Genomic DNA, 24012 nt, shown 5'->3' on the forward strand with positions numbered 1-24012 from the left:
GCTCAAGCCTCCTGAGCGGCGGCGGGCGTCGCCGCGCCGTCCAGTCTATGATCGTGAAGGAAGGCCCCGATCGCGTGTGCGTGACGGGCCGAGCGCTTTGCGCTGGGGAGTTTCAGGTGCGGCCGCACGAAGGCCACGAGGATCGCCTTCTCGGCGTGCAGCCGGTTCTCAGCCTGATCGTAGATGATGGCCCGAGGCCCATCCATGACGGCGTCGGTGACCTCGACGCCCCGCGAGGCCGGCAGGCAGTGCATGAACTTGGCGTGGGACGGCGCCTTGTCCAGTAGGGCTTCGTTGACCTGATAGCGCGGCATGAAGGCGGCCTGCCGCTCGGGGATCTCGGCCTCCTGGCCCACCCACCACCAGAGATCGGTGTAGATGAAGTCGGCGTCGGCGACGGCCTGGGCCGGGTCCTCGGTCACCGAGAACCGCCCCCCGGACTGGGCGCAATTGGCGCGGGCGATCGACTGCCAGGCCTCGGGCGCCTGGTAGCGCGCCGGCGCGCAGTGGACGAACTCCATGCCCATCTGGGTGCAGATCATCATCAACGAGGAGCAGACGTTGGTGGCGTCACCGATGAAGGCGACCTTGAGCGCCTCGAGCGGTTTGCCGGCCGGCCGATGCTCTCGCATGGTGAAGACGTCGCAGAGCACCTGGGTGGGATGGTTGTAGTCGGTCAGGCCGTTGATCACCGGCACGTCGGCGTAGCGGGCGAGTTCCGTGACCGTGGCGTGCTTGAGCGTGCGCGCCTCGATGGCGTCGACCATGCGGCTGATCACGCGCGCGGAATCCTTGATGCTTTCGCGCACGCCCAGATGGATTTCGCCAGGCTTGAGATAGAGCGCGTGCCCGCCAAGCTTGGTCATCGCCACCTCGAACGAAATCCGCGTCCGGGTGGAGGGCTCCTCGAAGATCATCCCCAGCGATGCGCCGGCCAGCAGCGGAGGCAGGGCGCGCTCGCGGTCGGCCGCTTTCAGCAGCCCGATGAGGTCCATGAGCCAGACCAGCTCGCTCTTGGTGAAATCCTGGGTATCGATGAAGTGGCGCACGGCGGGCCTCGCGACGATGACGACCAACCCTAGGTCGGCCAGAGCGCGTGAAACTGATCTGCGTCAACTGGCTTGCCAGGGATGATCATGACGAATGGTCGTTCGCCACGCCGCGTCTCAGCCGAGCCGCGGATCCCAGGCGGCGGTTGGTCCTGACAAGGCCAAGTCGACCCAGTGTCAAGCGGCCGGCGGGCGCGCCCCGTCGAAGCCCGGCAGGACGGCGGTTCGGCGGGCCACGGCGTCCAGCCCTCCGATCACCAGGTCCGCGTTGGCGGCCATCAGATCTTCAGGGCCGCGCGCCTTGGCCAGGCTGGCGAAATAACGCGCGTATCGTTCGCAACTTTGCGACCAGTCGCGGGCCATCTGGGTTTGGCCGTTTTGCGCGGCGGCGATCACGGTGTCGAAGACGGACTCCGCGACCTTTGGGGTATCGGTCTTGGCCATTGGACTATCTCCGGGTTGAGGCGGCCAGGATGCGCCGCTCAAAAAGGACCGTTTTGACGGGGATCAATCCGCACCGGCCAGCCAGCGCGATCATTGGCGTGCGCCGTTTGGGCGTGTCTTGCGCAAGGAACTTTCTAATGTCCCAGCCTGAGATCAAATCCACTCTGCCGACCATCGGACAACAGGCCAGCCACATCTTCGCGCCGCTTCAGCGCGAGATCGATCGCGTGTTCAGCGATTTCGGCCGAGGCTTCGGCATCGCCGAGAATTTCACCGTTCCCAGTCTCGACTTCAGCGAGACCGCCAAGGACATCGAACTGAAGCTCGATGTGCCGGGCTACACCGAGGACGAATTGACCGTGACGGTCGAAGACGACCGTCTGATCGTCCATGGCCACAAGACAGATCAGACCGAGAGCGGCGATAAGACCTATCGCGTGCTCGAACGGCGCTCCGGCGAATTCACGCGCCAGGTCACCTTGCCGCGGACGGTCGACGCCGAGGGTTTCACCGCCAATCTCAAGGACGGCGTGCTGACTATCGTCGCGCCGAAGACCAACGGGCACGCCGGACGCACCATCCCCATCCAAGCCGCTTCACCGGCCGCCTGACCATGCTGGCCATGGTCCTGCAGGACGGTCGGCTGACGGCGACCCTGCGCCCGGTTCCCGAACCGGGCGCAGGGCAGGTGCGGCTGGAGGTCCGCGCCTGTGGAGTCTGCCGCACCGATTTGCATCTGCTCGACGGCGAACTCTCCACGTCCGGCCCCGTCGTGCCGGGCCATCAGGTCGTCGGGACCGTCGCGGCGCTGGGCGAGGGCGTCACGACGCTGGCGCTCGGTCAACGCGTCGGCGTGTCCTGGCTGGGCAGAGCCTGTGGCCGCTGCAACCTTTGCCGCGAGGGGCTCGAGAACCTCTGCAAACGCGCCGAGTTCACCGGATGGACCCGGGACGGCGGCTACGCCGACCAGGTCTTGGCCGACGCCGCCTTCTGCCTGCCGTTGCCCGACGCGTTCAGCGACCTCGAGGCCGCGCCTCTGCTTTGCGCCGGAGCGATTGGCTTTCGGGCTTGGCGCATGGCTGGCCAGGGGCGCTCCATCCGACGCCTGGGTCTCTACGGCTTCGGCGCGGCGGCGCATCTCCTGGCGCAGCTGGCGATCTTTGAAGGCCAGGAAGTTTACGCCTTCACGCGGCCCGGGGACACCGCGGCGCAGGCTCTGGCGCGCTCGCTCGGCTGCGTCTGGGCCGGCTCTTCCGCCGAGCGGCCGCCTCAGCCGCTGGACGGGGCGATCATCTTCGCCGCCGACGGGGCCCTCGTCCCCTTGGCGCTGCGCGCGGTCGACCGAGGGTGCGCGGTGGTGTGCGCCGGCATCCACATGAGCACCATTCCAGCCCTCGACTATAACGACCTGTGGGAAGAGCGCCGGGTCCTGTCGGTGGCCAATCTCACTCGCGCCGATGGCGCGGATTACCTGAAGCGCGCCGCCGCGGCGGGAGTGCGCGCGCACATCACGACCTACGGGTTGCGCCAGGCCGGAAAGGCCCTGGCCGACTTGCGCGCCGGCGCCTTCACCGGCGCGGCGGTCCTCGCGATCAGGGGCTAGGACGAATCCACATTCACCGCAGCCAGAGCATGATGGCGGCGAGGTGTGCGAAGGCCAAGTAGTGTGTGGCGATGCGGTCGTAGCGGGTCGCGAAGCGTCGGAAGTGCTTGAGCTTGTTGAAGCAGCGCTCGATGCGGTTTCTGAGTTTGTAGATGATTGGATCGTGGGGGATGGGAACCTTGCGCGAGCGGGTTGAGGGGATGATGGCCTGGGCCCCGATGCGATCCAGAAGCCGCCTGAAATTGTTGGTGTCATAGGCGCGGTCGGCCAGGACGGCTTTGGGAGCTTGGCCTTCGAGCAGGGCGGGAACGGCGAGTATATCGTGGCTCTGGCCTGGCGCGATGAGCAAGCGCACGGGCCGTCCCAAGCTGTCGCAAGCCATATGAACCTTGGTGGTCAGTCCGCCTCGGGAACGCCCCACAGCCGGATCGGGACCCCCTTTTTTGAGCCGGAGCCCCGACCTGTGGTCGCCTGCTGATGAGCCCTGACCAGAGTGGAGTCGAGCATCAGATATTCGTTGCGCCGATCCTTGATCAGGTCCTCGAAGACCTTTTCCCAGACCCCGGCCCTGGCCCAACGCGTGAAGCGGGCGTGAACGGTCTTCCACTTGCCGTACCGTTCCGGCAGGTGCTGCCAGAACGCGCCCGACCGCAGGACCCACAAGACCCCGTTTACGAACAACCGGTTGTCGGCGCCGCTCCTGCCCGGATCGCCAACCTTGCCAGGAAGCAGCGGCGCGATCCGTTCCCACTGCGCCTGCGTCAACTCATAGCGCTTCACACCCACACCTAGACCTCCGCAAAAAGCGGAAACCTATGAATCACGCATCTGGCCCCGCGTGAATCCCTGAATGTGGATTGAACCTAGAGCATTTTTCGACGAAGTGGACGCCGGTGCGTCGGCAAAAAAACGCGCAAAAACAGGAAGCTAGAGCATTTTACCGATCCGGTTGGATCGGAGAAGGCTCTAGCCTGGGCCGGCGGTGAACGCGCGCAGTCCTGTCAGGCGCTGATAGAGGCGCGTCAGGTGTTCGAAGGTGGTGTCCCAGCGATATCGCTCGACGGCTCGCGCCCTGGCGCATGCTCCTAGAACCGACAGGTCGCGATCAAACAGCGCCGTGATCGCGCCGGCCATGGCCTCGGGCGTGGCCCGCGCGGCCAACTGGCCGAACGTCTCGTCCACGGTCTCGCCCACCCCCCCATGGGCGACCCCCACCACCGGCACGCCGCAGGCCATGGCTTCGAGCACCACCAGGCCGAGGGTTTCGAAGGGATTGGCATGCACCAGGGCGTCGCAACCCGAGAGAATCCTGGCCAGCCTTGCAGGGTCGTTTTGGAACGGCAGCGTCAGCACCTGCCTAGAGCGCGATGCGCCTCCGCCGATCAGGAGCAGGCGATAGTCCGGGCCCAGGCGCTCCACGGCCTCGACCAGCACGTCCAGTCGCTTCTCTGGCGCGGGCCTTCCGGCGAAGACCAGCAACCGTTCTCGCGCGCTCAGGCCAAGCGCCGCGCGCAGCGGCGCGCGGGCCTGCGGATAGGGATGGAAGACGTCGGTATCGACGCCCAGCGACACGGCCTGGACATCTTCCACGCCGGCTTCGCCGAGGATCTGGGCCATGTATCGACTCGGCGCCAGCACTTGGTCAAAGCGGCGAAAACGGCGCGCCCAAAGCTTGCGAAACGCGGTGGCCCCGCGCCCCTCCAGAAGGAGCCGGGTCAGGGCCGCCACGTCGCTGTGACAGAAGCCGACCACGGGGACGCCGAGGACTTGGCCGGCCCGTAGCGCCGCCTTGCCGGGTAAGTAAGGGTCCTCGGCTTCGATCAGGGCGGGCGTGTCACGCACGATGCGTTCGGTCCAGGCCGTCAGGTTCATCGGCCAGCGATAGCCGTGCGTGAAGGGCAGCTTGGCCGACTGAACAAAGGCGATGTGAGCCTCGTCACGATCGGCCGGCCCAGGCAGCACCTGCCGATGGCGCAGGCCGGGTCGGTGCTGGGCCAGCCAGTCCGTCTTGGCGCTCAGATAGCGTCGCACGCCGCCGCTGGCCGGCGCGTAGAGCATCGTCGTGTCGACCAGCCCGACCGAGCCAAGGGGGGCGGGGGCGGGCAAGTTGGTCGCTGCGATGGAGGGGGGAACATCACGCCACATGGCGCCTCCAATAAGCGCCGATGACCAGCATGCGACGAACGCTAGGCGTATTGGCCAAGTTGTTTTGCGTCAAACGCGACCTTGCCCCGATCTAGCGATCCTCGACGATCCGGCCGTCCAGCATGCGGATACGGCGATCGGCGGCCTCGGCGAAACCTTCGTCGTGGGTCACGCACACCACCGCGCGCTGTTCGGCATGGGCTAGACGCTGGAACTCCTCGATCACCAGGCGAGTGTTGACGCTGTCGAGATTTCCCGTCGGCTCATCGCATAGCACGATGGCCGGGTCGTTGGCCAAGGCGCGCGCGATCGCTACGCGCTGCCGCTGACCGCCCGAGAGGCGGTCAGGCCGCCGCCCGGCCTGTTGGGCCAAGCCGAGCTTCTCAAGCAGGGTAAGGACGGCCTGATCGATCTCTAGAGGACTGCGACGTCCCAGGCGTCGCATTGGCAGGGCGACGTTGGCGTGGGCCGTCAGCTCCGGCAGCAGGAAGTGGAACTGGAAGACATAGCCGATCCGCTCCAGACGCAGCCGCGTGCGGGCCGCTTCGCCCAGATTGGTCGTCGGCTGTCCGGCGATCAGCACCTCGCCCTGATCGGGTCGATCCAGGAGACCCAGCAGGTAGAGCAGCGAAGACTTGCCGCACCCGGACGGTCCCACGATCGCCACCAGGGCGCCGGCTTCGATCTTCAGGGTCGCCGCGTCGACCAGGGTGAAGGGCTCGGGATCCGCGAGAACCCGCGTGACCGCGCGCGCTTCGATCAGGGCGCTCATGTCGCCCCTCGGAGGATGGCGACCGGATCCACCCGCGCGGCCTTGCGCGCTGGCAGCCAGGCGGCGATCAGGGCCGCGGCGAGCGACGCGCCGCCGGCCAGGAGATACTGCGGCAGGCTGCGGTCGAGCGGTAGCACGAGCGGCTTGCCGCCCATGGTCAAAGGCAGGCTGGCCAGGATCTGCAGAAGGCCCGTGCCGACCGCGAAGCCGACGAGCGCGCCCAACAGTCCCACCAGCAGGCCCTCCATCAGGAAGATCGCCTGGATGTCGCCGGCCGTGAAACCCATCGCGCGCAGGATGGCGATGTCGCGGCGCTTGTCGGCGACGCTGTTGGAAACGGCGGTGTAGATGCCGAAGCTGGCCACGATCAGGATGGCCAGGATCACCGCGTACATGATGACGTTGCGCACGACGAGCAGGTTGAGGATGTCGGCCGAGCGCTCCTGCCAGGACTCCCACTTGTAGCCCCATCGACCTTCCAGGCGATTGGCCTGCGCCTGGGCGTCGTCGGACCGGGCAAGCCGGATGTGGATCTGGTTGACGATATTGGGCCGTGTGAACAGGACCTGGGCGGTGCGCAGCAGACCATAGGCCACAGTGTCGCCGGCATAGAAGCCGGCTTGGGCGTCGGGCTCGATCAGCGCCAGGATCCGCATGCGCTGGAGGGTTCCGCTGGAGGCGGTCACGACCAGGGTGTCACCCAACCGCGCGCCCAGACGCTCGGCCAGGGGGCGGCTGATAATGATCCCGTCGGGTCGAGCCTCCAGATCCGTCAGCGCGCCACCGACCAGAGTTTCGCTGATCTTGGCCAAGCGTCCTTCCAGCCGTGGGTCAACGCCATTGAGCGCCACCGCCGCGGTCCTGCCGGCGTAGGCGATGGTCACCGCGCCGCTCAGCGACGCGGCGGCCACGGCGCCGGGGATCGCGCGGGCGTCGGCGAGCATGGCGGACCAATCCTTCAGGCCGCGCACCTCCTCTTGGGGGCGCAGGCCGTGGATGGCGATCGCGGCGCCGGGAAAGGCGTCCAGGGCGGGCTGTCGAACCGGCTTACGCTGCTCGTCGCGGACGATGATGTGTGGCGCGGAGTCCACCAGCGTCTTGATGAAATCCTTCTGGGAGCCAACCATCATGCCCGAGACGGCCAGGAAGAACCCGACGCCGATCGCCACGCCCAAGGTGGCCACGAGGGTCTGACGGGCTCGAACTCGAACATGCGCCAGGGCGACCCCGGCCAGAACGCTGGCGACCGAACTCATGGGCGCGCGGCCACGCTCACGCGTTGACCGTCCCGCAGCCGGTCGGGCGCCACGATGACGGTGTCACCGGCCGCCACGCCTGACCTGAGTTCGGTCTGGGCCGCGCCAATCGCGCCGACGACCACTGGGACTTGGCGCGCGCGCCCATTTTCCACGCGCCACACCTTGCCGTTCTGGACCGCCGTGGCGGGGACGAGGATCGCATGCTCGCGCCGGGCGGCGACGAGGTTGGTCTCGACGGTCATGCCGGGCGAGAGCGGGCAGTCGGCGGGCAGGGCGATGCGGACGCGAAATACCCGGCCCGTGGCGTCCCCGGCCGGGGTGATCTGAGCGATGGATCCCTGGAATGTCCGCCCGGGAAAGGCGTCGGCGCGGATCAGGGCCTGGGCGCCTAGCTTCAGGCGGGCGATGTCACGCTCGTCGACATCGGCGGTGATGCGCAAGGTGCGCGGATCGGCCAGCAGGAACAGCATCGTTCCCACCGCCGCCAGATCGCCGGGCTCGGCCTCCCGCCTCAGGATCTGGCCGGCGAACGGCGCGGTCAGGCGATAGTCGCGCAGGCGGGCCATGGCGCCATCGGCGGCCGCCCCCGCGGCGCGAGCCTGGGCTTGAGCGTCGTCATCGGCGGCGCGCGCGGCGAAACCCGCTTCCAGCAGGCGTCGCGTACGACCGGCCACGATGCGGGCCTGCACCGCTTGGGCGGCTAACTGCAGAGCCGTACCTTGCGCCGGACCATCCTCGAGCTGGGCCAGTCGTTGGCCCGCTGTGACCCATTGGCCTTCGGCGACCATGACCTCGCGGATTGGCGCGCTGACGACGGGCGCGACGTGAGCCTGGCGCACATAGTCGACCACGCCAGAGGCATACACGACATCGACGGCCTGGCCCACGACGGCTCGAGCGACGACGACCCGCGGCGGCTTCAGATAGAACGCCGCGGCGGCGAGCGCCGCGATCAGCACGAGCAGGCACGCGCCAAAGACCCATAGCCGGCGCGATCCTGCCTTGGCGGAGATCGGCGCGGCCACCGGCGCGGGATTGGCCGTCTTTGGCGCCGCGGCGGAGCGTGGGAGGGGCGTGTCCATCAGGCCAAGGGCCAATCCAAAAGGCCGCCGGACGCCGGCCTTGGAGGGTGATGACACGGGCTGGGGCGGCCGGGATTGATCAAGATCATGCGGTCGAGCGCCAGGCGGCGCGAAGTTGACGAACCCCGCCGCGCGCCCTGGAGAAGCTCCCGCCATGCCCCGATGTCTCACCCGCAGAACCTTGATGACCTTGGCCGCGATCCTGCCGCTGGCGCCAAAGGCCTTCGGCCAGGGCCGTTCGGATACGGCGCAAGCCACATTCAGGGGCGAGAACCTGGCCTTGGTGATCGGCTATCAGTCCGGCTCGGGGCGGCTGACCTTCCGGGGGCGGCGCTATGACTTTCGCGTCAACGGCCTGGCTGCGGTCGGCCTCGGCGCCGAGCGTCTCGAAGGAACCGCCGAGGTCCGCAACTTGAAGTCCCTGGCCGATTTCGAGGGTGTCTATTGGGGCGCGGGGGCGGGCGGCGCCTTGATCCTGGGCCACGGCGCGGCGATCTTGCGCAACGGCAAGGGTGTGGAGATCCGCTTACGCCTCGAAGGCCGAGGACTGGCCTTGATGATCGCCGCCGGTGGCGCGAGGATCGCCTTTGGCTAGGTATCTGGTCGCGGGGGCCTTCGGTTCAGCTTAGCGCTCACGCCGGCGCTGGGCCTAGAAGATCCTCCCGCCGCGAGCTTGACCCAGCGCCAGGCGCTTCAGCCCCTCGGCGCAGACGAGATAGGCGCCCACCAGCCCGGCGATGGCCGCCAGGGTCGCCCCGGTCGGCGGCGCGAAGCCCAGCACTACGCCCCATGGCAGGAACGGCAAGGCCAGGGCGAGGGCCAGGCCGGCGAGCGCCGTGGCGGTCAGGGCCGGATGCGCGCGGCTCGCCAGGGCCGGACCCGCCGTCCGGATCACGAAGATCACCAGGATCTGGCTGGCCATCGATTCGATGAACCAGGCGGCGCGAAACTGGGCCACATCGGCGTGGAACACCCACAGCAGCAGGGCGAAGGTGGCGACATCGAACACCGAAGACAGAGGTCCCATGATAGCGGTGAACCGCAAGAGGCCGCGCATGTCCCAGGCCTTGGGACGCGCCAGATCCGAAGCGTCCGCCCCATCGAACGGAATGCCGACCTGCGCCAGATCGTAGATCAGGTTGTTGAGCAGCACCTGGACGGCGGTCAGCGGCAGGAATGGCAAGACCAGCGAGGCCAGCGCCATGGTCAGCATGTTGCCGAAGTTGGAGCTGGTGCCCATGCGCACGTATTTCATGATGTTGGCGTAGGTGCGCCGTCCCTCGGCCACCCCGTCGGCAAGGACGGAAAGGTCCGGCGCTAGCAGGATCATATCGGCCGCCTCGCGCGCCACGTCCGTGGCGCCGTCGACCGACAGGCCGACATCGGCGGCCTTGATCGCCGGGGCGTCGTTGATCCCATCGCCGATGAACCCGACCGTGTGGCCGCGCGCGCGCAAGGCGCGGACGATCCGCGTCTTCTGGTCGGGCGTGACGCGGGCGAACAGATCGGCGTGCTCGACCCTGACGGCCAGGGCTTGGTCGTCGAGCTTGTCGATCATCTCCCCGGTCAACAGGCCCTCGACCGGCAGGTTCAGCGTGGCGACCAGATGCTGTACGACGGCGGCGGCGTCGCCCGAGATCACCTTGACCCGCACACCGGCCGCCTGGAGCCGCGAGATCGCCTGGGTGGCGCTGGCCTTGGGCGGGTCGACGAAGACGCAGAAGCCTAGGAACACAAGGCCGGTATCGCCATCCTGGCCGATGGTGTCGCGTCCTGTGGCAGGCTTGAACGCCACGCCCAAGAGGCGCAGGCCCTGGGCGGCGCGGTCGGCCTGGAGGTCGGTCAGGCGCTGACGGAGCGCCGCATCGAGCGGCCGGATCACCCCCGAGCGATCCCGCGCGTCCGTGCAAAGCGTCAACAGGGTTTCGGGCGCGCCCTTGACGATCTCGAGCCGAACGCCGTCGACCGCGCGCTCGACGAGAACCGAGACCCGCCGCCGTTCGAAATCGAAGGGGCGCTCGTCAAGCTTGCGCCAGCCGTCGAGGCTGCGGCCGGACATGTGCAGGAGCAACGCCTCGTCCAGAGGGCTCTTCAGACCAGTCTCGAAGCGCGCGTTGATCGCCGCCCATTCGGCCACCTGGTCATCGTCGTCCCCGTCGATTCCGGGATGGGCGACTAGCGTGATGCGCGCCTGGGTCAGCGTGCCCGTCTTGTCGGTGCACAGTATGTCCATCTGGCCAAGGTCGTGGATGGCCGACAGGCGTTTGACCACCACCTTGGCGGCGGCCATGCGCTGGGCGCCGCGTGACAGGGCCACGGTCATGATCATCGGCAGGAGTTCGGGCGTCAGCCCGACCGCCAGGGCCATGGCGAACAGGAACGACTGCAAGGCTGGTCGGCCGAGCGCCAGGTGAGCCAGGAGCACGAAGAGCACCAGGAACAGGGTCAGGCGCACGATCAGGACGCCCAGTTGGTGAACGCCGCGCTCGAACGCGGTGGGCGGCTGCGTCTTGCCCAACGCGCCGGCGATGGCGCCAAGCCGGGTGCGCGGGCCGGTGGCGGTCACCAGCATCCTGGCCGTGCCGGCGACCACCGAGGCGCCTTCGAACAGGGCGTTGCGCGCGTCCGCCAGGGTGGCTTCGGTCGCGGCCGGCTCGACGGCCTTCTCCACCGGATAGGGCTCGCCGGTCAGCAGGGCCTGGTTGACCTGGACGTTGTTGACGGCAAGCACCACGCCGTCGGCTGGCACGAGGTCGCCGGCCGCCAAGTCGACGACATCGCCCGCCACCAGCTGGGCGACGGGAACTTCGCCGGCCTTGCCGTCTCGCCAGGCGCAGGCGCGCAACGCGATCGTCTGGCGCAACGCTTCTGCGCTGGCCTGGGCGCGATGTTCCTGGATCATGTCCAGTCCGGTGGAGGCCAGGACGACGGCGACAATGATCACGAAGCTGGGCAAATCGCCCGTCGCCCCGGCGATCGCGGCGGCCACCAGCAGGATGGCCACCAACGGGTTCGCCAGGCGACGCAGAAGCTCCGTCAGGGGATGGCGACGGGCGCGTTGGGCGATGGCGTTGGGACCGTCCACGGCCAGTCGGCGCAGGGCTTCCCGCGTTGAAAGACCCTGGAGATCGCTCCCCAGGGCCTTGAGCAGGACGTCGGCGCCTTGCCGCCAGAAGGGCGGGGGCTTGGCGCTCACCGCCGACGTCCGGTCAGGCGAAGCGCGAACAGGAAGAGGTTCAGCAGATCGAGATAGAGCGTCAGGGCGCCCATCACCGCCGGCCGCGCGTCGCCATCCCAGCCTTCGGCGGCGAGGCGCCGCAAACGCTGGACATCGAAGGCCGTCAGGCCGGCGAAGGTCAGGGCGCCCATCGCGCAGATCGCGAGATCCAGCGGCGAAGATCGCAGAAAGAGGTTGGCGAGCATGGCCACGAGCAAGCCAACGACGCTCATGGTCATGAAGGCGCCCAGGCCGCCAAGATCGATCCGTGTCACCGCGCCGAGCGCGGCCATGACGCCAAAGCCAGCCGCGACGGCGACCAGGGCCAGGGCCAGGTCATGGCCGGAATAGGCCATCACCATTCCGCCCAGGGACAGTCCGACCAGCGCGGCGTAGCCCAGGAACAGGATCGCCGCCGCGGTGGGGGAAAGGCGGGTGACCGAGGCGCTGAGGGTCAGCACGATCAGCAGGGGCGCCAGGGTCACCACCCAGCCGACGCCCGTCAGACCTTGGTCGGTGAACAGGACCCGCGAAACGGCCGGCAGATAGGCCGCGCCCCAGGCCGCGCCCGCCGAGATCAGCACGCCGCCAGCCATCCAGCACCAGACAGAGGTCATGAACCCCCTCGCCAGATCAGGCGGCGCCGACAAGGCCGCGCCAAGGTCCGGGTCGTCTCCGCGCCTGAACATCCCATTCTCCTCCGCTGTCGCCGCCGGCGCCAGACGAGCGTCGACGGGTCGCGAACCAGACGGACAGAGGGTGGTCGGGGCGACCGCCGCACCCAATTGGGAAAGCTACGTAGATTTGCGAGGTTCGCCCGAGCCGACGTCGCGGTAGGTCAAGCGCTCGCCGCCTTGGTGGAGGAGAGCCCGCCGTGACCGCCGCTCTTGCGATCGACACCCGCCACTCGCCAGCCGCAGAGGCCGACGACGATCCCTCCGAGGCTTGGGCTGAACGTCTGGATCGTCTGACCAGCGCGGGGTTGGCGCGGATGACTGGCGGGCTCTCGCCGCTGTCGATCCTGTCCGCCTATGCCGACTGGGCCACTCACCTGGCTCTTTCGCCCGGCCGCCAGTGGCGCATGGGCGTCAAGGCTGGACGCAAGATGTCGCGCTTGGCCGACTTCACCGGGCGCGCCCTTCTGGAAGGATCGGCCGCCGCGCCGGCGATCACGCCCTTGCCCCAGGACCACCGGTTCGATGATCCGGCTTGGCGAACCTGGCCCTTCAATCTGCTTGAGCAGGGCTTCCTGCTGCAACAACAATGGTGGGATGCCGCCTTGACCGGCGTGCCGGGCGTCACCGCGCCGCACGAGGCGATGGCGCGCTTCGCCGCGCGCCAGATGCTGGATGTCCTAGCGCCGTCGAACTTCGTGCTCACCAATCCCGTCGTCCAAGCCAAGGTCGCCAAGACGGGCGGCGTCTGCCTGGCCCAGGGCGCGGCCAATCTCCTCGACGATGTCCGCCGCGCGCTCTCCGGCGAGCCGCCGGCCGGGGCGGAGGCCTTTCGTCCCGGCCACGAGGTGGCGATCACGCCGGGGCAGGTGGTGTTCCGCAACGACCTGATCGAGCTGATCCGCTACGCGCCCGCCACCGAGCAGGTCCGGCCCGAGCCGGTGCTGATCACCCCGGCCTGGATCATGAAGTTCTACATCCTGGACCTGTCGCCCGAAAATTCCCTGGTGCGTTGGCTGGTGGATCAGGGCTTCTGCGTCTTCATGATCTCCTGGCGCAATCCTGGCCCTTCGGATCGTGGCCGCGACCTGGAGGACTACCGGCGTCAAGGTTTCCTGGCGGCGCTGGACGCGGTGGTCGCGGAGACCGGAGCCCGCGCCGTTCACGCGGTAGGATACTGCCTGGGCGGCACCCTGCTCGCCATCGCCGCCGCGGCCATGGCGCGCGACGGCGATGAGCGACTGGCGAGCGTGACGCTGCTGGCCGCGCAGACGGAGTTCAGCGAGCCCGGCGAACTGGGTCTCTTCATCGATGCGGGCCAGGTGCGGTTCCTGGAGGACCTGATGTGGTCGCGCGGCTATCTCGACCCCCGTCAGATGAGCGGGGCGTTCCAGATCCTGCGCTCCAACGATCTGGTCTGGTCGCGCCTGGTGCGCGACTACCTGATGGGCGAGCGCGCGCCCATGAGCGATCTGATGGCCTGGAACAGCGATGGCACCAGACTGCCCTACGCGATGCACAGCCAATATCTTCATTCATTGTTCTTGAACGACGATCTGGCCGAGGGCCGGTTCCTGGTCGAGGGGCGCCCCATCGCCCTGGAGGATATCCGGGTCCCGATCTTCGCGGTCGGCGCTGAATGGGATCACGTCGCGCCGTGGCGCTCGGTCTTCAAGATCCATCTGCTGACCGGCGCGGAAGTCACCTTCCTGCTGACCAGTGGCGGACACAATGCCGGTATCGTCTCCGAACCGCAGCGTCCTGGCCGGCGCTGGCGGCGCCGGACGCGGCCCACCGACGGCCGCTATGTCGATCCCGAGACCTGGCTTTGTCAGGCCGAGCAGGGGGAGGGATCCTGGTGGCCGCAATGGGCGCAGTGGCTGGCCGATCGCTCGGGTCCGGCCGTTCCGGCCCAGACGCTGGAACGGGCGGACCAGCCCGGGAAGGGCAGCCGCGCGCCCGCGCCGGGGCGCTATGTCCTCGAACGCTGACCTCCGGGAAGCAGCACAAGCCAAGCTCGCGCCGTCCTCGCGCCCGTCCCTGGGCCTCGGCGGCGCCTGGCGACGGTGGTCGCTCGGCGTCCTGACCGCGGCGGCCCTGGTCTGGGCTATTCTTCACTTCGGCGAGTTGGCGGCGTTCGGCCAGCTCCTGGCCCGGGCCCGGCCGCTCTGGCTCGCCGCGGCGCTGGGCCTTCAGGTCATGACCTATGTCAGCGTCGCCGGTGGCTGGGCCTTGGTGCTGGCCCGCGCCGGGGCGCCACAGAAGGTCTCACGCCTGGCCCCGATCGCCGTGACCAAGCTCTTCGCCGATCAAGCCGTTCCGACGGCGGGCCTGGGCGGCAATGTCGTGCTGATCGATCAACTGGTCCGGCTGGGCGTTCCGAAGGGCGCGGCGGTCGCGGCGCTGATCATGTCCCTGATCGGCTACTACGCCGCCTATGCCGCCTTCGCCGTCCTCATGCTGTTCATGTTGTGGCTGCACGATCACGCCACCCCTCTGATGGTGGGGCTGGTCACGACCTTCCTGCTGGTCGCCCTGGCCATACCGGCGCTGGCCCTGTGGTTGCGACGGCGCGGCAGTCAGCCCTTGCCAGCTTACCTTGAGCGTCTGGCTCCAGTGCGTCTTCTGCTCGACACCCTGGCGCAAGCGCCCGCGGATCTCCTGGCCGACAAGGCGCTGCTAGCCCGTGTGACGCTCTGCAATGGCCTGGTCTTCATGATCGACGCGGCGACCCTTCAGGCGTGCCTTCTAGCGCTGGGGGGAGGGATGGCGCCGGCCACGAGCTTCATCGCGCTGATCATGGCTTCGATCGTCGCCACCTTGGGGCCGATCCCGTTGGGGCTGGGCGCCTTCGAGGCCACCTGCACGGCGACCCTGCATCTGCTGGGCGTGCCACTGGAGCAGGCGTTCGCCTCGACGGTGCTGTTGCGCCTGCTAACCCTGTGGACGCCAATGGCGCCCGGCATGGTTCTGCTGCATCTTGGCGCGCACGGCGGGAAGAGCGGAACCGCATCGGGTCATGGGCCCAAGAATACCTAGAGCGCGGCGAGGGCGGCCAGCCGGGTAGGGGCCATCACGCGAAAGCGTCGGCAGCCTTCCAGGGCGATAAGACCCTCGCTCTGCAACTGGCTGAACATGCGCGAGACGGTCTCGATGCTCAGGCCCAGATGGTCGGCGATGTCCTGGCGGCTCATCGCCAACTCGCTCCAGACGGCCCGCTGTCGCTTGGCCACGTCGGACAGGAAGCCGGCGACTTTCTCAAAGGCGCTTTTGCGGGCCAGGAGCATCATGTGTTCGTGAGCCCGTTCCAGCTCCGAGCCGGTGGCCCGCCAGATGGCTCGTTCCAGGCTGTGGCCGGCCTCGCCGTGATGACGCATAGCTGAGCGCCGAGCGACCAGGACCCGGGTCGGCCCCAGCGCCTCGGCCGAGGACAGGTGCGCGGGCCCGGTTTCCAGGCCGAAGAGATCGCCCGGATAATAGAAGCCGGCGATCTGGCGGCGACCGTCGCTGGTCAGGCGCGAGGCGCGCACCGCGCCGCTCTGCACCTGATAGACGAGATCGGTCTCTTCGCCCTGGGCGTAGATCTCCTCGTCGCAGGCATAGGCGATGCTGACGCCCATGTCGCCGAACATGTCGGCCGTGGGCGGATACAGCGACGTCATCGCTGGAGCGGCGGCGGATCTCGGTAAGGCGTGTATCGACATCGTGGCTCTCCCTGCGGATCGATGACAGGGATAAGGCCGGGCGGCCCAGCCACACTATTGGGAACAATACTTAACCCTGGCGTGCAGACCTCCGTTGACGTGCACCGGTCCCGCTCTCGGACCGTCCGGTGCGGTTGACGGGACGCGGGCTACCAGATCGTCATGGCCCTTTGGGTCCAGGTCCATCGCGACTCCCAGCCGGTTTGGCCGTTGTTGATCGCCTGGGTGATCTTCCTGCTCGCGCTTTCTTCGTTGCTGTCGGTCTGCAAGATCTCCGAGAGGTGGTTCTTGTCCCAGAACCAGGCCGCGGCGAGGGACCCGATATCCGGGCCGGCGACCAACTCAGGCTTCAGTCGAATATCGCCAACATCGGGTCGTCGAGACGCCAACCAGGCGCCAAAGAGCGTGTAGTTGTCGCGCCCGGTCAGTTGCTTGGGGCCCCGGCCTCGGAAGTAATAGCCGTCGTCCGAACCCTCGCGATTGCCCATGCGGCCGTTGTAGACCTTGTTGGCGAGCGCCTTTGGGTTTCCGGCGAATGGCGTGGGGTCGACGGTCTTGAAACGCCCGGGCCAGGTCTTGCGAATTTGCGCGGCCGAGTACCACAGATCCTCCTCGAACGTGCGAAATCCCATGGACTCGTGGGCCATCTGGCCGAGCCAGTGAACGGTCGCGCGCCGGCCGGTGACGCCACACGTATCGCCTGCCCGCGCCAGCGCCGCAAACCAGGCCTCCGCGCTCTGAGGTCCGATCTTGGGTACGAATTTCCGGAAGGTGTCGTAGGTGATCAGAGACATGCGCCCACTTTCTCCTGAAGCGCCTTCGACTCGACACTGCTATTATAGCGTGTGTATGGCCGAAGTTCGCGTGATCACCATGAGCGATTGAGCTGGACCGTCAAGACCAGCGTTCTATCGTGACCGCCGCGGATAGACCGCCGTCAGTGGCGAGAGTTCGGGGAGGCGTCCTTCTTCCGGCGCGCCTGGAGGCGGTCGGCTACGGCGCGACGCGACGCATGCGGAGCGCCCTTGCGACGGCGGCGAAGGCGGCGGCGACGTGCTCGGTCAGCCAGCTGACGGGATTCTCGCCGGGGCGCCGGCGGCTGGCCATCCAGGTGGCGACGCAGATGATCGCGAAAAGCGCGGCCGGTCCGCCGACCGTGACCACCGCCGGCAGGTGAGCCGCCGACACCATGGCCTGGCCGAGGATCATCGAGGTCTCGAAGAGGAACAGCAGAATCCCGCCGGTGGCCATGGCCGACCCCGAGCCCGCGCGCTTGGCGCTCAGGCCGAACGGAACGGCCAGGAGCGGCAGCAGGGGCAGGATCAGCGCTCGCGAGGACCGAGCATAGAGTTCGGCCAGCAGGGTCTGTCGGGGGATGGCGGGCCGCGCGGCGCCAAAACCCTGCTGGGCAAGCTCGATCAGGGTCAGTTCGCTGACTTCGTCGCCCCGGAGCCGCAGCAGCTTGGCTGATTGCGACAGGGGAAGGTCGAACGCGAAACGCGAGAAGTTGGCGACATAGACCCGGGCGTCGCGGGTCGTGCTGACCTGTCGACCGTCGCGCAGTTCCAGCCTCACGCTTTGATCGCCCGCGTCCTTGCTGACCTCCGCCGAGATCGCCGTCAGGACGTCCTCGCGGCCGTCGGGGCCGATCTTGCGGATGAAGACGTGCTCGAGCCGGCGTCCGCTGGCGTCGGCGTCATCAGCGGTCAGGAAGACGTCGGGGCCAGCGGTGAGCAGGGCCTTAGGCCTGACGTCGCCGTTCCAACCGGCGTTCTCGGCGGCGTGCAGGACCGCGTGATAGGCGTAGCGGCTGTAGGGCTGGATGAAGCCGAACAGTATCACGCTGAAGACCATCAGCAGGACGCCAAGGCCGACGAAGGGCGCGGCGAACCGGCCCAGAGATATGCCGCTGGCCAGGATCGCGTCGATCTCCGAACTCTTGTTGAGCCCGTTGACGACCACGAACAAGCCGATGAAGAAGCCCCCGGGCAGGGTCAGGCCCACATAGTGCGGGACGAGATTGACCAGCAGTTCGGTCAGGAACTTGAAACCCTCCGTCGTCTGCGACAGCAACTGGAAGGACCGCATCAGACGCTCCATCAGGAACGCCACCATCGTGCTGATCAGCACGGCGGCCATCGGCGTCAAGGTCCGCCGCAGCAGGTAGCGGTCGAGCGTGGTCGGGATCATGGGCGATACGCGCGGGGCTTCAAAGCGCCGGCAGGCCGGCGGCCCGCGGCTCGACCGTGGCCGTCGAGCGCCACGCGCGCGCGCGGGATGCTTGCAGGGCGGGGCGCGCGTCCAGGGCCTCGGCGTAGACGTCCAGCACTTCGTCCAGAATCTCCGTCCAGCGATAGGCGCCGCTGCGCTCGAGCGCGGCGGCGCCCAGGCGCCGTTGTTCTTCCGGGTGGATGAGCAGGCCCGACAGGGCGTCGGCATAGGCGGAAGGATGATCCGCGCAGAGGAGGGCGTTGCGGCCGTGGCGCAGCAGCGCGCGCGTGTTGGGCGCGTCGGCGCAGACCATCGCCAGGCCGCAGGCCATCGCTTCCAGATTGACGTTGCCGAAGGTCTCGGTGGTGCTGGGATTGAGGAAGATGTCGCCGCTGGCCAGGGCCGTGGCCAGGGTCTCTCCGGTCAGGAAGCCGGTGAAGACCGCCGAGGGCATCCGCTCCTGGAACCACGACCGGCCGGGACCGTCGCCGATCACCACCACCTGCGGGGCGTGACCCGCCGTCTCCAGTTGGCCGATGGTCTCGGCGAACGCCGCCAGACCTTTTTCCATGACGATCCGCCCCAGAAAGACGATCACCGGACGATCAGGGGCGAAACCCTGGCTCAGCCGCCAAGCCTCGCTGCGACGTCCGGGATGGAACAGTTCGGGATCGACGCCGCGCGCCCAGGTTCGGATGCGGGCCGGAAGATTCTGGGCGCGAAGCTCGTCGCCGATCGCCTCGGTCGGGGCCAGGACATAGTCGCACGCCCCATAGAAGTTCCAGAGCTGGCGGCGCACCAGCGGGCGCAGCCGGCCAAGGCCGTAGTAGTCAAGATAGGTGTCGAACAGCGTGTGCAAGCTGGCGACCACCGGGACCTTCAGGGCGCGCGCCAACTTCAAGGCCGCCGAACCCAGAAGGTCCGGCGCGGACAGGTGGATCAGGTCGGGCTTGAACGCCTCGACATCGCGTCGCAAAGCGCGCGGCAGGCCCAGGGCCAGGCGATAGTCCCGCCGGAACGGGATCTTCACCGACGGCACCGAGATCAGCTCGCCCATCGGCTCGAACGCGGGGTTCGGTCCGGTCGGAGAATAGACCCGCACCTGCGCATCCACCGTGCTCTGCAGGTGGCCGACCAACCGGTTCAGCGACTTGTTCGCGCCATCGAGGGTGTAGTTGTAGTTCCCCGAAAACAAGGCAATCCGCAACGGGCGCACACCATCGGTGCGCGTCAACGCCTTGATATCCATATCAGTCCTTCCACGAGCGCGCTCTGGCCCCCCGGCCACTACGACGACGCGCTTGCCCCACCACCACAAGGAATCTCGAATGCGATGAGACCTACACCCGCTAACGTCGTCTTTTTGTGAAGGTCGTCAGCCGCATCACCGTCATGGTGATGCTTTAACGGTGAGGGCGGACTATTTTCGGGAAACGCGATGCGGGTAGTGGATGTCGCCGAGTTCTATTCGCCCACCGGCGGGGGCGTGCGAACCTATATCGATCGCAAGTTCGAGGCGGCCGCCCTGTTGGGTCACGAACTCTTCGTCATCGCACCCGGGCCGGAGGACGGATTCGAACCACGCGCCTCGGGAGGTCTGATCCAGGTTCGCTCGCCTCGGCTGCCGTTCGACGCGAACTATCACATGTTCTGGGAGGCGGAGCCGGTGCATCGCTGGCTCGATTCGCTGTCGCCGGATCTGGTCGAGGCGTCCTCGCCTTGGCGTGGGGCCTGGATCGTCGCCAATTGGCCCGCGCCCGTCGCCCGCGCCATGTTCATGCACGCCGACCCGGTGGCGATCTATCCCCAAAGGTGGTTGGCCTCCGTCGCCAGCCCGGCTTGGATCGACCAGCTCTTCGACTGGTTCTGGAGCTATCTTCGCAAGCTGACGGGACGCTTCGCCTCCGTCGTGACCGGAGGGCATTGGCTCGGTCGGCGCTTCGAGCAACACGGCCTGCAGGCCGTGACGAGCATCCCGCTCGGCGTGGATCGGGGCTCCTTTTCCCCGGGACTGCGGGACGCGCGTCTGAGGTCGGAACTGCTCAAGGCCTGTTCATGCCCCGGCGATGCGAAGCTGGCCCTGGCGGTGGGACGCTTCCATCCGGAAAAGCGCTGGCCGATGGTGATCGAGGCCGCGACAAGAGCCCGCGCCGATGTCCCGATCGGCCTCGTCGTGGTGGGCGATGGTATCGATCGCGTCAGGGTCTTGCGCGCGGCCGCCGGAAAGACTCACGTCCACCTGATCCCGCCGATCCGCGACCGGGGCGTGCTGGCCGCTCACCTGGCCAGCGCGGATGTGCTGGTGCACGGCTGCGACTCGGAGACTTTCGGCCTGCTTCCGGCCGAGGCGATGGCCAGCGGCCTTCCTCTGGTGGGGCCGGATCGCGGCGGCTTCGCCGACCTCGCCCAGCCGTCGACCTCGGAAGTCTATCGCTCCGGTGACACCAAAGCGGCGGCGGCGGCCATCCGTCGTCTGTTCTCGCGCGATCCGGGCGCGTTGAAGGCCGCGGCGATCGAGGCGGCCGCTGGGGTCCGGCGCGACACCGACCACTTCGCGGACCTGTTCGAGCACTATCAAGTCGTCGCGGACAGGGGCGGGTCGGTCGAGCCGCGCCCCGCGCCCCGACTCCCGCAGGCGGTCGGCGCGGGCGCTTGACTCGCGTGACGCAAGCCGATTGCGCCCCCTCCGGCGTCACCCCGGAGGTCGCGACGAACAAGGCGTCGCCTTGGTGGACTCTGCTGGGCGGCGCCCTGTCGGTCGGCCTGGTCGTCGCGATCGTCCTGCAGCTGGACGGCGCGACCTCGGACGTCCTGAAGACCATAGATCGGCTCCCGCTCCTCGTCTGGCCGGTCTTGGTGCTGCTCTACCTGACGCAGCCACTTTGTGATTTCGCGGTCTTCCGGCGTCTGTGGAGGCTGCCCCTGGCCGGGTTCGAGGCCCTGCTACGCAAGACCGTGATCAACGAGGTCGTGCTCGGCTACAGCGGCGAGGCCTATCTCTACGTTTGGGCGCGGCGCGCGGTCGGCGCCGCCGCGCCTTTCGGGGCCATCAAGGACGCCAACATCGTCTCGGCGCTGCTGGGTAATCTCCTGACCCTGGCCCTGGCGGCGATCAGCGCCACGCGGCTTCAGGATCTCGACTTCGCCCAGCGGCTGGGGCCGGCGCTTTGGTCGGGGCTTGTTCCCGTGGTGATCTCCGTCGGCCTTCTGGTCTTCGGGCGCCGGGTGTTCTCTCTTCGCCTGGGGCAACTGGCCTATATCGCCGCCGCCCACGGGCTCCGGCTCGTGGTGTCGACGGCCCTGATCGTTCTGATCTGGCGGATGGCGTTGCCGGACGTCGCCCCGGGGCTGTGGCTCGTCCTGCTGGCGATCCGCTATCTCGTTTCGCGCCTCCCGCTGATCTCGAACAAGGATCTGGTGTTCGGAAACCTCATGCTTCTGCTCTTGGGCGCGCAGTCCTCGGTCGCGGTATTGCTGGCGGCGCTGGCGCTCATGACGCTTGGCCTGCATCTTGCCGTCATCCTCGGACTTTCCGCTGTCGATCTGATCCGTGGCTTCTGGCGCGGGTCGGAGCGGCGCGCCCCCGACGCCTGAAGGCGGCGGAGGATCTCGTCAGGCTGCTCGCAACCGCTTGTTTGGGCGGTGGCGCCTAGGCGACGGAAGTCCGACGCCGCGTCCGGCTCGCCTCGAAGACGGCGAGATAGGCGTTCGCCACCGGCGTGATCCGATAGGCCTGAACCGCGGCGATCAGGGCGGAGGGCTCCGGCGGCGCGGCGACGAGTTCGGCTTCGAGCGCCCTGGCGAGGCCGTCCACATCGCCCGGCGCCGCGACACGTCCGCGCCCGGGCGTGTCGAGAAGGTCCCGGACCGCCGGGGTGCAGTCGGTGGCGACGACCGGGCGGCCGCGCCCTAGGGCCTCGACGATGACCGCGCCGAAGCCTTCGTGCCAGGAACTGAGCAGCAGCAGCCGCGCGCGGTCCAGCCATGGCCCGATGTCGGGCGCGTAGCCGGCGAAGGTCACGCGCTCCCGGACGCCGAGGCTGTCGGCCAGGGCCTCGAGCTGCGAGCGCAGCGGGCCATCACCGACGAAGGCCAGGCGGGCTTCCGGATCGGCGACCTTGGCGAACGCCTTCAGCGCGATGTCGTAGCCCTTCTCCAGCGCGAGGCGTCCGGCCGCGACGATCAACTTACCCGAGGCCGTCTCGGCGGGATGGACGATGTCGTCGAGCGCGGGAAGGGGGATGGCCGTGGCGATGCGGCGGCCCAGCAGCCGGTCGATCTGCGGAAGGGTCTGGGGTGACAACGTCACTATCGCGTCGGCGTCGCGCAGTCGGCGGCGGGCGCCAACCTCGAAACCCCATTGCTTCAAGCCGTCGCGACCACGCTTGAAGATCGGAGAGCTGACCTGGGCGACGACGGCCGGGCGGTCGTCGCCCAGGCCCTTGGCGACAGACCGGCAGACCGACCAGTGGAAGTTTCCCGGTACGAACAGCACGTCGGCGGGATGGCGGCGCAAATGCTCGGCCACCGCGCGACCCAGGCGGATCCGTGAGCCGAAGCCGCGCGGAATCGGCGGGGCGCACTCGACCAACTCGACAGCCTCCGACACCAAACCCGCCTGGGCGCCGGTCGCCGAGCCGCACAGCAGGGTGACCTGATGGCCGGCCTCGGCCCAGGCTGCGGTCAGGCGCAGGGCGACGCGCTCGGTGCCGCCTAGGGGCAGGTCGTGCAGGACGACGAGGATTCTCATGTCAGGCGCTCAGGCGCTTCAAGCGCTGGACGATCGCCGCGCCGCGCGCCGCGAACTGTTCGGCGCCGAAGCGCGCCTCGATCCGGGCGCGGGCGGCCTGACCCATGCGCGCCAAGCGCTCTGGATTCGACAGCGCCTGGGCGAGGGCGGCGGCCAGTGCGGCGGGGTCGCGCGGCGGAACGAGGAAACCCGTCTCGCCGTCCACGATGCTGTAGGGCAGCTCGCCGACCGCCGAGGCCAGCACCGGCAGGCCCGCCTGCATCGCTTCGTGGGCGGCGACGCACAGGCCCTCCGAGCGTGACGGCTGCAGGTAGAGATGCAAGGTCGCCAGGAAGCTGGGCGGATCCTGACAGAAGCCGACGAACCGGACATTGTCGAGACCGGCTTCCGCCCTCTGCGTCTCGAGCCGCTCCAGCTCGCCGCCATCGCCGGCGATCAGCACCTCGAACGGCGTGGCGGGCGCGAAGCCCCGGGTCTTCAACTGGGCCAGAGCCTCGAGCAGGATGTCATAGCCCTTCACCGGGTGCAGCCGGCCCAGCGCGCCGAGGCGCAGGGTCTGACCCGGACGCCACGGCGCGGCCTGGGGCGCGTTGGCGTCCATCGAGAAGATCGGCCAGCAGACCAGCTTGTCCGGATCGGGGGCGATCCGCTCGGCGGTCAGGGCGGTGACGCTTTCGGAATCGCCGATCCACAGCGCCGAGGCTGAGCGACGCCAGCGCAGCAGCGCGCGGTTGGCGGGCTTGAGGAAGGCGGCGTGCTGCCAGCTGACCACCGGCTTGCCCAGCCACCCGCCGACGATCTGGCCCAGCAGGGTGGCGCGGGTCAGGGACGTCCAGACGACATCGGGCTTCCAGGCCTTCAGCTCGGCGTGCAGCCAGCGCAGGGCGGTGACCTGCTGCCTTTCACTGGCCGGACAGACGCGCACGTCCAGGCCTGCGGCCTCCATAGCGACGGCGCCTCGGCCGTCGCGGCGGCTGAGCGCGAACACCGCGACCTCCGCGCCTTCGTCGCGCAGCACCCTGGCGATGGCGGGAACAGGCGATTGAGCGCCGCCGCCTTCGACGGAGTTGATCACATAGGCGATACGCATGTCAGGCGGCCA

General features: G+C 68.3%; 22 protein-coding genes. 7 read left to right on the top strand and 15 right to left on the bottom strand.

Translation table 11 applies throughout. The features are described from left to right. Window positions 1-2: 2 nt before the first annotated feature. A complete protein-coding gene (ptcA, locus tag AC07R7_RS18660; RefSeq protein WP_494636221.1) occupies window positions 3-1049 on the bottom strand; it encodes a putrescine carbamoyltransferase in 1047 nt (348 codons plus the stop codon). Window positions 1050-1226: 177 nt separating this feature from the next. Beyond that, complete coding sequence (locus AC07R7_RS18665; protein WP_492884742.1) at window positions 1227-1493, bottom strand: hypothetical protein; 267 nt, start codon at window positions 1491-1493, stop codon at window positions 1227-1229. A gap of 29 nt (window positions 1494-1522) precedes the next feature. Between AC07R7_RS18665 and AC07R7_RS18670 the strand changes: the two genes are divergently transcribed. Both AC07R7_RS18670 and AC07R7_RS18675 read left to right on the top strand, forming a co-directional pair. Next, a complete protein-coding gene (locus tag AC07R7_RS18670; protein ID WP_494636222.1) occupies window positions 1523-2104 on the top strand; it encodes an Hsp20/alpha crystallin family protein in 582 nt (193 codons plus the stop codon). A 2-nt stretch (window positions 2105-2106) separates the two neighbouring features. After that, on the top strand, window positions 2107-3096 hold the full coding sequence (locus AC07R7_RS18675; RefSeq protein ID WP_494636223.1) for a zinc-binding alcohol dehydrogenase family protein: 990 nt from the start codon (window positions 2107-2109) through the stop codon (window positions 3094-3096). 13 nt (window positions 3097-3109) lie between these two features. On the opposite strand, the gene AC07R7_RS18680 is transcribed toward AC07R7_RS18675, so the two are convergent. The 5 genes from AC07R7_RS18680 to AC07R7_RS18700 form a co-directional block, all read right to left on the bottom strand. Further along, a protein-coding gene (locus tag AC07R7_RS18680) for an IS5 family transposase (protein WP_494636224.1) occupies window positions 3110-3882 on the bottom strand; the annotation gives its coding sequence in 2 pieces (ribosomal slippage) (window positions 3110-3525 and window positions 3525-3882; 774 coding nt in all). Window positions 3883-4062: 180 nt separating this feature from the next. Then, on the bottom strand, window positions 4063-5202 hold the full coding sequence (locus tag AC07R7_RS18685) for a glycosyltransferase (protein WP_492884746.1): 1140 nt from the start codon (window positions 5200-5202) through the stop codon (window positions 4063-4065). 130 nt (window positions 5203-5332) lie between these two features. Next, window positions 5333-6013, bottom strand: a complete 681-nt coding sequence (locus tag AC07R7_RS18690) for an ABC transporter ATP-binding protein (RefSeq protein ID WP_494636225.1) — start codon at window positions 6011-6013, stop codon at window positions 5333-5335. Then, on the bottom strand, window positions 6010-7269 hold the full coding sequence (locus AC07R7_RS18695) for an ABC transporter permease (RefSeq protein WP_494636226.1): 1260 nt from the start codon (window positions 7267-7269) through the stop codon (window positions 6010-6012). The genes AC07R7_RS18690 and AC07R7_RS18695 overlap by 4 nt, the downstream gene beginning before the upstream one ends. Next, window positions 7266-8354, bottom strand: coding sequence for an efflux RND transporter periplasmic adaptor subunit (locus tag AC07R7_RS18700; protein ID WP_494636227.1), 1089 nt, complete (start codon window positions 8352-8354; stop codon window positions 7266-7268). Before AC07R7_RS18700 ends, AC07R7_RS18695 begins: the two co-directional genes overlap by 4 nt. Before the next feature lie 184 nt (window positions 8355-8538). On the opposite strand from AC07R7_RS18700, the gene AC07R7_RS18705 reads away from it, so the two are divergent. After that, window positions 8539-8949: a hypothetical protein gene (locus AC07R7_RS18705; RefSeq protein WP_494636228.1), complete on the top strand. Its 411-nt coding sequence runs from the start codon at window positions 8539-8541 to the stop codon at window positions 8947-8949. Between the two features lie 54 nt (window positions 8950-9003). Here the strand turns inward: AC07R7_RS18705 and mgtA are convergent, their stop codons facing one another. Together mgtA and AC07R7_RS18715 are read right to left on the bottom strand one after the other, a co-directional pair. Then, window positions 9004-11550 (bottom strand): magnesium-translocating P-type ATPase, encoded by a 2547-nt coding sequence (mgtA, locus tag AC07R7_RS18710; RefSeq protein WP_494636229.1) that lies wholly within the window; start codon window positions 11548-11550, stop codon window positions 9004-9006. Beyond that, window positions 11547-12188, bottom strand: coding sequence for a Bax inhibitor-1/YccA family protein (locus AC07R7_RS18715; RefSeq protein ID WP_492884757.1), 642 nt, complete (start codon window positions 12186-12188; stop codon window positions 11547-11549). The genes mgtA and AC07R7_RS18715 overlap by 4 nt, the downstream gene beginning before the upstream one ends. Before the next feature lie 257 nt (window positions 12189-12445). On the opposite strand from AC07R7_RS18715, the gene AC07R7_RS18720 reads away from it, so the two are divergent. Together AC07R7_RS18720 and AC07R7_RS18725 are read left to right on the top strand one after the other, a co-directional pair. Beyond that, window positions 12446-14236, top strand: a complete 1791-nt coding sequence (locus AC07R7_RS18720; RefSeq protein ID WP_492884759.1) for a PHA/PHB synthase family protein — start codon at window positions 12446-12448, stop codon at window positions 14234-14236. Next, the gene (locus tag AC07R7_RS18725; RefSeq protein ID WP_492884761.1) at window positions 14220-15284 is read left to right on the top strand and encodes a lysylphosphatidylglycerol synthase transmembrane domain-containing protein; all 1065 of its coding nucleotides are present in this window, start codon (window positions 14220-14222) and stop codon (window positions 15282-15284) included. Before AC07R7_RS18720 ends, AC07R7_RS18725 begins: the two co-directional genes overlap by 17 nt. Here the strand turns inward: AC07R7_RS18725 and AC07R7_RS18730 are convergent. The 4 genes from AC07R7_RS18730 to AC07R7_RS18745 form a co-directional block, all read right to left on the bottom strand. Beyond that, window positions 15281-15949, bottom strand: coding sequence for a helix-turn-helix domain-containing protein (locus tag AC07R7_RS18730; RefSeq protein ID WP_492884763.1), 669 nt, complete (start codon window positions 15947-15949; stop codon window positions 15281-15283). The two genes, AC07R7_RS18725 and AC07R7_RS18730, sit on opposite strands and share 4 nt — an antisense overlap. Window positions 15950-16098: 149 nt before the next feature. Continuing rightward, window positions 16099-16743: a glycoside hydrolase family 19 protein gene (locus AC07R7_RS18735; protein WP_494636230.1), complete on the bottom strand. Its 645-nt coding sequence runs from the start codon at window positions 16741-16743 to the stop codon at window positions 16099-16101. A 199-nt stretch (window positions 16744-16942) separates the two neighbouring features. Next, entirely contained in the window at window positions 16943-18139 is a 1197-nt protein-coding gene (locus AC07R7_RS18740; protein ID WP_494636231.1) for an LptF/LptG family permease, read from the bottom strand. 19 nt (window positions 18140-18158) lie between these two features. Further along, window positions 18159-19394: a glycosyltransferase family 4 protein gene (locus tag AC07R7_RS18745; protein WP_494636232.1), complete on the bottom strand. Its 1236-nt coding sequence runs from the start codon at window positions 19392-19394 to the stop codon at window positions 18159-18161. 204 nt (window positions 19395-19598) lie between these two features. On the opposite strand from AC07R7_RS18745, the gene AC07R7_RS18750 reads away from it, so the two are divergent. Beyond that, a complete protein-coding gene (locus tag AC07R7_RS18750; RefSeq protein WP_494636233.1) occupies window positions 19599-20816 on the top strand; it encodes a glycosyltransferase in 1218 nt (405 codons plus the stop codon). Between the two features lie 5 nt (window positions 20817-20821). Then, window positions 20822-21754 carry a hypothetical protein gene (locus AC07R7_RS18755; protein WP_494636234.1) on the top strand — a complete coding sequence of 311 codons (933 nt, stop codon included), beginning with the start codon at window positions 20822-20824 and terminating at the stop codon, window positions 21752-21754. 55 nt (window positions 21755-21809) lie between these two features. Here AC07R7_RS18755 and AC07R7_RS18760 read toward each other — a convergent pair whose 3' ends face one another. Together AC07R7_RS18760 and AC07R7_RS18765 are read right to left on the bottom strand one after the other, a co-directional pair. Beyond that, complete coding sequence (locus tag AC07R7_RS18760) at window positions 21810-22910, bottom strand: glycosyltransferase (RefSeq protein WP_494636235.1); 1101 nt, start codon at window positions 22908-22910, stop codon at window positions 21810-21812. 1 nt (window position 22911) lies between these two features. Further along, a complete protein-coding gene (locus AC07R7_RS18765; RefSeq protein WP_494636236.1) occupies window positions 22912-24000 on the bottom strand; it encodes a glycosyltransferase in 1089 nt (362 codons plus the stop codon). Window positions 24001-24012 lie beyond the last annotated feature (12 nt).

The sequence above is a fragment of the Caulobacter sp. GW821-FHT05F04 genome (assembly GCF_059419665.1).